This is a genomic window from Acinetobacter sp. AOR41_HL (assembly GCF_027854645.1).
Taxonomy (GTDB): Bacteria; Pseudomonadota; Gammaproteobacteria; order Pseudomonadales; family Moraxellaceae; genus Acinetobacter; species Acinetobacter nosocomialis.
Window position 1 is genome coordinate 1 of the sequence record NZ_JAKTHZ010000021.1, and the last position, 8,523, is coordinate 8,523.

Genomic DNA, 8,523 nt, shown 5'->3' on the forward strand with positions numbered 1-8,523 from the left:
CTTTGTACACGACAAAAAAAGACAACTCATTGAAATAATGGCATAATACTTGTTTTCTGACGATGAATATGATGACACATTTCAATGAGTTACATCTCATCTTAAACAAATATCTAAAGTGGAACAAGTCACGTGTAAAATGTTTTACACTGATTATGCTTGCATTAATTGTAAAACAGACATGTAATCTTTCTTCTGCATCTAAAGCCTTACCCATCAAGTGCTTACCACAATCATTTTATCGACGTATACAACGCTTCTTTGCAGATCAGTATTTCGATTATCGTCAAATTTCTCAGTTAATTTTCAATATATTTTCATTCGATAAAGTCCAATTAACTTTGGATAGAACCAATTGGAAATGGGGAAAACGAGATATCAATATCTTGATGTTAGCCATCGTCTATCGTGGAATAGCGATACCTATTGTTTGGACATTGCTCAATAAACGTGGAAATTCAGATACAAAAGAGCGTATTGCTTTGATTCAACGCTTTATCTCCATTTTTGGTAAAGATCGTATTGTGAATGTGTTTGCAGACAGAGAATTTATCGGTGAGAAATGGTTTATATGGTTAATTGAAAATGACATTAACTTCTGTATACGTGTTAAAAAAACTTTATTGTGACCAATCACTTAGCCAAGAGTCATAAAATTAGTGATTTATTTCGTCATCTTCAAGTTGGTCAAACTGAATGTCGTAAACGACGTATTTGGGTTGGTCGAGTGAAACTGTATATTAGTGCGTTACGATTAGAAGATGGAGAACTTTTACTTGTTGTTTCTCCTATGTTTAATGCTTCTGCTATTGGTGATTATGCATTACGCTGGGAAATCGAAACCTTATTTAGTTGTCTCAAAGGACGTGGATTCAATCTTGAAAATACTCGTTTAACAGACCCTAGACGAGTCAAGAAATTGATAGCAGTGCTAGCGATCGGTTTCTGTTGGTGCTATTTAACAGGTGAATGGCAACATGATCGAAAAAAAGCGATAAAAATAAAGAAGCATGGACGACTTTCAGTAAGTTTATTTCGCTACGGTTTGGACTATGTTCAAATGGCTATTCTACGTTTGATTGGTTTTGGAAAAAAAGAAGAATTTAAGAAAGTGCTCGCAATTTTAAGAAAGAAAAAGCCTGATAGGACAAGGGCTCTATGAAATTTGTCGTGTACAGAGATTTTTTCCCAAAAAATATGTTTAAAAAGTTAGATACATAAGTTGAAAACAACTCTATGTATCTAAACTTAATTCTATTACATTCTCACTTCCAAATAGATTATTCACTGTTACAAGTGCTGTATCAGATAATGTCTGAGTAGCTAACACAGCCAGTCTCGTCATTGGGCGAGAAATAGATACATAGAAAAGATTACGAGCTCTATAAAAACCTTTTGTGTTTGCATTAGTCAACTTTTTAGTCTCAAGCAACTCGAGAAGCTGTGGCCATTTATAATTATTCCATCCACCACCTAAAACTACTAATACATTCTCAAACTCTGCCCCCTTAACACTGTGCTGAGTTGCAAATGGAGTTTGCTTTTCAATAAACTTTGTAACTTCGATTACTTCTTTATATGGAATTTCTCTTAATTTATTATAACGAAGTAGTGTTGAAGACATTTCCGTGTCAGGTGAATTTCTTAGAGAAATAAGCTCATCGTCTCGTCTAAGCACTCTATCTGGGGGGGAGGGACGTTTTGTCTGCTTAAGATGATCTATCACTTGCCCTATAGTCCCCTCTTGTCTTAGTTTTAATAATTGATCCATATCCCGTCGCCAACAAGATTTATCTTCATGCTTCGTTATTGCAGGCCTTGAGCCAAAGATTTTAAACATCTCACCATAATTTGATAAGCTATAGCTAACACTCATTGGTTCAACTATTTCTGCAAAAAATTTTATTACAGGGTCTTCTTTTTTAGCAAATTGATCATTACGTCCGTCAAATACTTTAATTAATTGAGGGTATCCTTGTTCAGATGCTAAAACATTATGGCTTAACATCAGTATCTTAGTTTTTTCAATATCCCACCCCTCATTTTGTAGCCTCTGTATCAAACTTGTACGAGTAGATCGAGCTATATCTATTGGTAAATCATCTTTAGAACTTCTCTCATCTGTTCGTGTCCCCTTATAAGAATTAGTATGAAAAAATCTAGCTTCACCTTTTGCATCTGGCGAACTGACAGCTTGTGGTAAGTCTAGTCTTAAATTATTTAATATATCTACAATTGCTGGAACTGATCGAAAATTTGATCCCTTTGCAATCTCTTCGATTGGATACTCTGCCAATTCATATTCACTACCATAAATAGTCTGCCAATGGTCTCCAAAAAGACCAAAAAGTGGTCCCACCTTTGGTTTTAAGAAATACTCTGTAATAGCATCCATAAATTGGCGATTGGTATCTTGATATTCATCAATAAAAACTACCGGAAACTGATTGCTAAATATTTTCCGAAACTTTTCTTTACTTAGTAATTTAGCCATCATCGTTGGGATATCATCATGACTCAGTGTAATTTTCTGATCATTAACACCAAAAAAGCCCAACTCGTATTCCACTGATTTAGACCCAATGCCACCACCTTGTTCAACTTTTTCTTTTCTTGAATCATCTTCAATAAGAATCTCTCTTATGGCTTTTTGAAATTGGCGCATAAAAGCCCATGAGAATCCATGTATAGTATCGACTAAAATTGCTGGATGGTCTTCAATTTCTTGGGCAATCTCATTTCTTGCAACTTCCGTATAAGTAATACAAGCTACTTTTTTACCTGTTTGCGTTAATGATCTACCACGCTCTTTAATAATGGATTTTAGAGCATGAACTAAAGAAAATGTTTTTCCCGCACCTGCGCCAGCTTCTAGCCGGAAACTTCGTCCTGCTTTTATAGCTGCATTAATTTTTGCTTCAGCTAGTTGAGCTGCAATTATTGCTGGATTGTCTAGAATCTCACTCATGCTACTTATTCGCCTGTAGTTAATTCATAGTTTGATTTTTTTATAGTGTCCATTTCAGATAACCAAATTAGACCTTCCTTGATATATCTTGGTGCCGACCAATCTTCTATTAGAATTGCATATTCTAAGGCGAAATCAGATTTAATAAGCCCTTGTGCTTTTTCCCAAGCAGCAACAGCAATATCTTGTCCTTCAGGTAATTCAAATTTAGAAAGATTAGCTAATATGAAAGCATCCTCATAACTTCTAGCGCATATATTAGTTTCTGGATCTTCTGGTATTTGATATGCAATTCTACGGAACTTAATTTGTTTCTCTTGAGCAGTTTTAGCAATCAAGACTGACGGGGAAATTTGACTATCCTCATTTTTAGCTTTTTTCTTAACTTTACCAGTATCATCGACTTCTTTAGGATAAAACCAGTTTTTAATGGCAGCATTAGATGTATTCTGACCATCAACTACTGGGCATTTCACCCATGCATCTTCCTGTTTTCCATTCTTAGTTATTTTGCCTTTTTTTGTTGAATCTAGATCAGTGATTACTAACGTTTTCAACTCCAGAAAGTCAAGGAGTGGATAAAAAATATGCGCATGTGCTCCACCAACCTCAACACAAGTAACATATTGTCTGGCTAGTTTTTGTGGTTCATCAAGAGACTCATCAACTAATTGACATAACTTTGGCATTAATAAACGTTCTGTTGTCCCTTCAACTAAGATAGCTTTATCAGCAAAGTAAAGATCACATTTCGTTAAGGTCATATATTGATGTAAAAATTTTTGATCTTTAACAGAAATACTACTCAACCCCTTCTTAAAATCTTTAACCTTTGTCTGACGTACGTTTTCTATCTTATGAATTTCATTATAAAAATATCTAACAGCATCAAATTTTGCAGCATTCGCAACATGTGGGGAGTGTGTTGTGATAACAAACTGGATATTCCATTTATCTTTGTTAGAATAATTTTCCGATAATTTTTGAACAGCCACATTTAATTGATTGATAAAAACCTCCTGCATTTGAGGATGTAAATGAGCTTCTGGCTCTTCAATAAATATTAAATGAGTAGCGGGGCTAATTGATTTTGATCTATAGATTTTGTGATAGCTTGCTAACTGTAGCAACATGTAAATCAAATTACGGGTTCCTAGACCATTATACCCTTCTGGTAAATGTACTCCATCAACTCCGCTATAAACGACCTTAGTATGCCCTGATAATAATGATTCCACGTTTAATGATGTCTCTGGTCTTATCTCAGTATCATTAAGACTTGGAAATCCCATTACGTTCATAACTGGTAATAATTCTTTAAGCATGCCATCAAAGTCGAGTTGGACATTATGCTCAATATTTTCAACAGATTGCTTTAATCTTATAGCTAAATTTTGATCTGCCTCAGCAGCAGATGGTGCTGTAGCTGTCTTAAATAGCTCACTAAGCAATTTACCTATTACATCAGCATCCCCTAGTTTTGTTTTATCAAGATTTCTTTGAGCTAATACAAAGTTACATTGTAATAATGCTGTTAAAGCAGATGTGCCTTCAAAATCTCTCGTATTTGTACTATCAGTAGGATCAATTGCACTTACATGAACCCCATAAGCTTTAGACAAATTACCCTTCAAATTTTTATAAAAATGTGTACGAGGTTCAACCACTGCGGAAGATGGGGTAAGGTCAAAAAGCAAATGCATATTTTTCAAAATAGGCCGATACTCAACTCGCGCAATAGCCGTTGTAGAGTCTTCATCTAAATCAATAATAAAAGGGGATAGAGAACCTAAATCAGGAGAAAGTTTATTATATTGAAATGTAAGTATAAGAGAAATTCGAGGAAGTGTTTCGAATATTACTTCTGAACTTTCCCCCGCCTCTCTTAATTCTTTAGCTTTTAAAAATTTTTCTCGTGATAAAACTGAAAAATCCTCTAGCCGAAATCTTGTTCCAGATTCACCACAAAAACAATCAAAAATACTGGTAAAAGATGTCTTTCCACTATTATTACGTCCAACAATTACAGTTGAATTCTCTTCCAATCCGAATTCGACATTCTCAAGAAGCCTAAAACCTTCTACTTTAATTTTTTCAATGCGCATTATTATCCCCAATTATTTATTTTAAGCTTTTAAAAATTCGACTATGAATATAGCTTAATAACTAAGATATTATTATTTCTAAAAATAATAATATACAACTTAAGCATAAACTTTTTAAAGCTATCTAACATAATCTTCAAAATAGAAATTGCCATCTCTACAAGCTAACTACGACTGAGCCTTTTTTCAACACAATAGATCAGTAACGTAAACACATCGAATAGTTTTCAACTTTAATTTTACTTCAATCAAAGCTTGTCTGCCGCCCGTCTTAATATTTATCCTGATATAAGAAATCAGTTCTTAATATTTGTACCACGATACAAGCAATGTAATATAATAAACAAATAAGTTGAGTATATTACATGAAAATATCCTTGCTCATATCCTCGCTACCTACACAGAATACAACCACTCGTATGAGAGTCTGGCGATCTCTCAAAGCAAGCGGCGCAGCAATTCTAAGAGATGGCGTCTATTTGCTCCCTATTTCCCATAGTGAAAAGTTTGATCCTATTGCTAATGATGTTATCTCAGAACAAGGGGCTGCTTATATCTTTCATGCAGAACAACCCTTAAATCTTGAGCTTGCTTCTTTTTTCAGTCGGAAAGAAGAATACGATGCTCTCTATAAACAACTGTCTGAATTAAGAGATCGGCAGACCAAAGATGAAAAGAAAGAGCTGCTCAAGCAAATCCGGAAATTAAGAAAAAGTATCGATGCGCTTGTAGAAATTGACTACTACCCCGATGAAACTCAAGCACAGGTTCTAAATGAGCTTTCCTCTTTAGAACTTTCAATTGCACGTCTTGGTGAAGTGAATGAACCACTAGCAATACAAGCTCATATTCAACTTCTCGATAAAGCTAGTTATCAAAACAGAATTTGGGCAACTCGTAAAAGACCTTGGATTGATCGCCTAGCTTCTGCATGGCTAATCAAGACATTTATTGATACCTCACCAACATTCATTTGGTTAGAAACGCCAAGTGACTGCCCAGAAGAGGCATTAGGATTCGATTTTGATGGTGCAACTTTCAGTCATATCAATCATTGGGTGACCTTCGAAGTTCTTTTACATAGTTTTGATCTAGAAACACCTGCATTAAAGAAAATCGCTGAAATTGTTCATTACCTTGATGTAGGTGGGATTGAACCTCCCGAAGCAATCGGTATTGAAAAAGTTATTCAAGGAATTCGAAGTCAGATAAGTAACGATGATCAATTATTTGCATTATCGAATCACATTTTCGATGGCTTATATGCCAACCTATCAAGAGAATAATCATGGAACAAGAACTTGTTATAGAACCAGAACAAGAAATATAGTCAATTTCATTTTGGCAAGCATTTCTATTCTGGCTGAAATTGGGGTTCATTAGTTTTGGTGGGCCAGCAGGACAAATCGCTGTCATGCACCAAGAACTCGTTGAACAAAAACGTTGGATTTCTGAAAAACGTTTCTTACACGCTCTCAACTACTGCATGTTATTACCCGGACCTGAAGCTCAACAATTAGCAACCTACATAGGTTGGTTAATGCACAGGACTATAGGTGGTATTGTTGCTGGTGTCTTATTCGTTTTACCTTCTTTATTTATCCTGATCGCCCTTTCATGGGTCTATGTAAAGTTTGGTGATGTTCCTATCATTGCTGGTCTCTTTTATGGAATCAAACCAGCTGTTGTTGCTATTGTCTTTCATGCAACTTACCGGATTGGCAGCCGATCATTAAAGAATAAGTTTTTATGGGCAATTGCTGCACTTGCATTCGTTGCTATCTTTTTCTTTAACCTTCCGTTTCCTTTAATTGTTCTAAGCGCTGCAATCATTGGATACTTGGCAAGTAAAAAATATCCAAGCTTTTTTACTGGTGGAAGTTCACATCAGCAAGGTAAAAAAGATTATGGTCCAGCATTAATTGATGATGATACTCCAACCCCAGAACATGCCATATTTAGTTGGAAGCACTTAGGAAAAATTTTATTTATCGGTGCAATTTTATGGTTTACACCCATTATAGGTTTGACTCTTACCTTGGGATGGGAGCATGCCTATACACAAATGGCTTGGTTCTTTACTAAAGCGGCACTGCTAACATTTGGTGGAGCTTATGCGGTATTACCTTACGTGTATCAAGGTGCTGTAAATTTTTATGGTTGGTTGAGTCCAACACAAATGATCGATGGTTTAGCACTAGGTGAAAGTACACCCGGCCCACTGATTATGGTTGTTGCATTTGTCGGATTTTTAGGTGGCTTTAATCATGCACTTTTAGGAAGTGATCATGTATTTTTAGCAGGTGCCTTAGGTGCTGTCATTGTTACTTGGTTTACGTTTCTATTTTCTTTCATTTTCATTCTAGCTGGCGCCCCAGTGATTGAATCAACACACAATGAATTAAAGTTTACTGCACCTTTGACTGCAATTACTGCTGCTGTTGTAGGAGTAATATTGAATTTAGCACTCTTCTTCAGTTATCACGTTTTATGGCCCAATGGATTCAACCATTCTTTCAACTATGAAGCCGCATTCATTGCAATTGCAGCATTCATCGCCTTGTTCCATTTTGAAGTCAAAGTCATGTATGTGATTTTTGCCTCTGCATTCTGTGGCTTGATTCTATATATTGGTGCATAAACTTATAGTTTTATTTCTTAGGGTCTGTTGAGAATTACCGAGAGTTAATTAAACTCGCGCACAATTGAATCATGGCTTCAAAACTCGTATCTGTTTTACAACTACGCATCGCTATACGTTTAAATTCTTTTAACTTACAGAAATAGTTTTCAATGAGATGACGCCATTTATACATAATCGTATCAAATGCTCTCATTACTTTTCGATTAGATTTAGGTGGGATCACCACTTTCACTTTACGTTCATTGAGTTCTTGGATGAGCCAATCTGCATCAAATGCTTTATCCGCTAGTAATGCCTGAAAATCAACATCTTCGATTAAAGGTTTGGTTTCTACTAAATCGTGATATTGACCAGGCATTAATCGAAACTTAATGAGGTTGCCTAGACTATCCACTAAGGCAAGAATTTTACAGGTCATTCCACCTCGAGATCTACCTATAGACTGTTTGAAAGTCCCCCTTTTGCACCTTGCCCATGTCGATGAACTTTAACAATCGTTCCATCAATCATGGCGTATTCCAAATCAACATCTTCATTTACAGATGCAAAAATAGTTTCAAATACACCAGCTTTCACCCAATCACGGTATCTTTTAAAGACGGTATTCCATTTACCAAAATGAGCAGGTAGATCACGCCATGGACTGCCTGTACGGGCAATCCAAAGGACTGCTTCTAAAAATAATCGATTATCTTTTCCACTACGACCTCGATCGGTCACTTTACCTAGGCAAAAAGGTTCCATTTTTGCCCATTGGGCATCAGTAAGTATGTATCTATCCATAGTACTATTATAAATTAATCAGT

At 35.7% G+C, this 8,523-nt stretch carries 6 protein-coding genes; 3 read left to right on the forward strand and 3 right to left on the reverse strand.

Features of this window, described 5'->3' with window-relative positions:
- Nucleotides 1-71 precede the first annotated feature (71 nt).
- A protein-coding gene (locus MKL35_RS07510) for an IS4 family transposase (protein WP_208728222.1) occupies nt 72-1,162 on the forward strand; the annotation gives its coding sequence in 2 pieces (ribosomal slippage) (nt 72-612 and nt 612-1,162; 1,092 coding nt in all).
- A gap of 72 nt (nt 1,163-1,234) precedes the next feature.
- On the opposite strand, the gene MKL35_RS07515 is transcribed toward MKL35_RS07510, so the two are convergent.
- Together MKL35_RS07515 and MKL35_RS07520 are read right to left on the reverse strand one after the other, a co-directional pair.
- Complete coding sequence (locus MKL35_RS07515; protein WP_005085367.1) at nt 1,235-2,968, reverse strand: UvrD-helicase domain-containing protein; 1,734 nt, start codon at nt 2,966-2,968, stop codon at nt 1,235-1,237.
- 5 nt (nt 2,969-2,973) lie between these two features.
- A complete protein-coding gene (locus tag MKL35_RS07520) occupies nt 2,974-5,073 on the reverse strand; it encodes an ATP-dependent nuclease (protein WP_005085368.1) in 2,100 nt (699 codons plus the stop codon).
- A gap of 365 nt (nt 5,074-5,438) precedes the next feature.
- On the opposite strand from MKL35_RS07520, the gene MKL35_RS07525 reads away from it, so the two are divergent.
- Together MKL35_RS07525 and chrA are read left to right on the forward strand one after the other, a co-directional pair.
- Nucleotides 5,439-6,359, forward strand: coding sequence for a chromate resistance protein ChrB domain-containing protein (locus MKL35_RS07525; RefSeq protein ID WP_270913260.1), 921 nt, complete (start codon nt 5,439-5,441; stop codon nt 6,357-6,359).
- A gap of 47 nt (nt 6,360-6,406) precedes the next feature.
- Nucleotides 6,407-7,714: a chromate efflux transporter gene (gene chrA / locus MKL35_RS07530; RefSeq protein WP_270913261.1), complete on the forward strand. Its 1,308-nt coding sequence runs from the start codon at nt 6,407-6,409 to the stop codon at nt 7,712-7,714.
- Between the two features lie 34 nt (nt 7,715-7,748).
- Here the strand turns inward: chrA and MKL35_RS07535 are convergent.
- A protein-coding gene (locus MKL35_RS07535) for an IS5 family transposase (RefSeq protein WP_099143725.1) occupies nt 7,749-8,500 on the reverse strand; the annotation gives its coding sequence in 2 pieces (ribosomal slippage) (nt 7,749-8,164 and nt 8,164-8,500; 753 coding nt in all).
- Nucleotides 8,501-8,523: the final 23 nt, after the last annotated feature.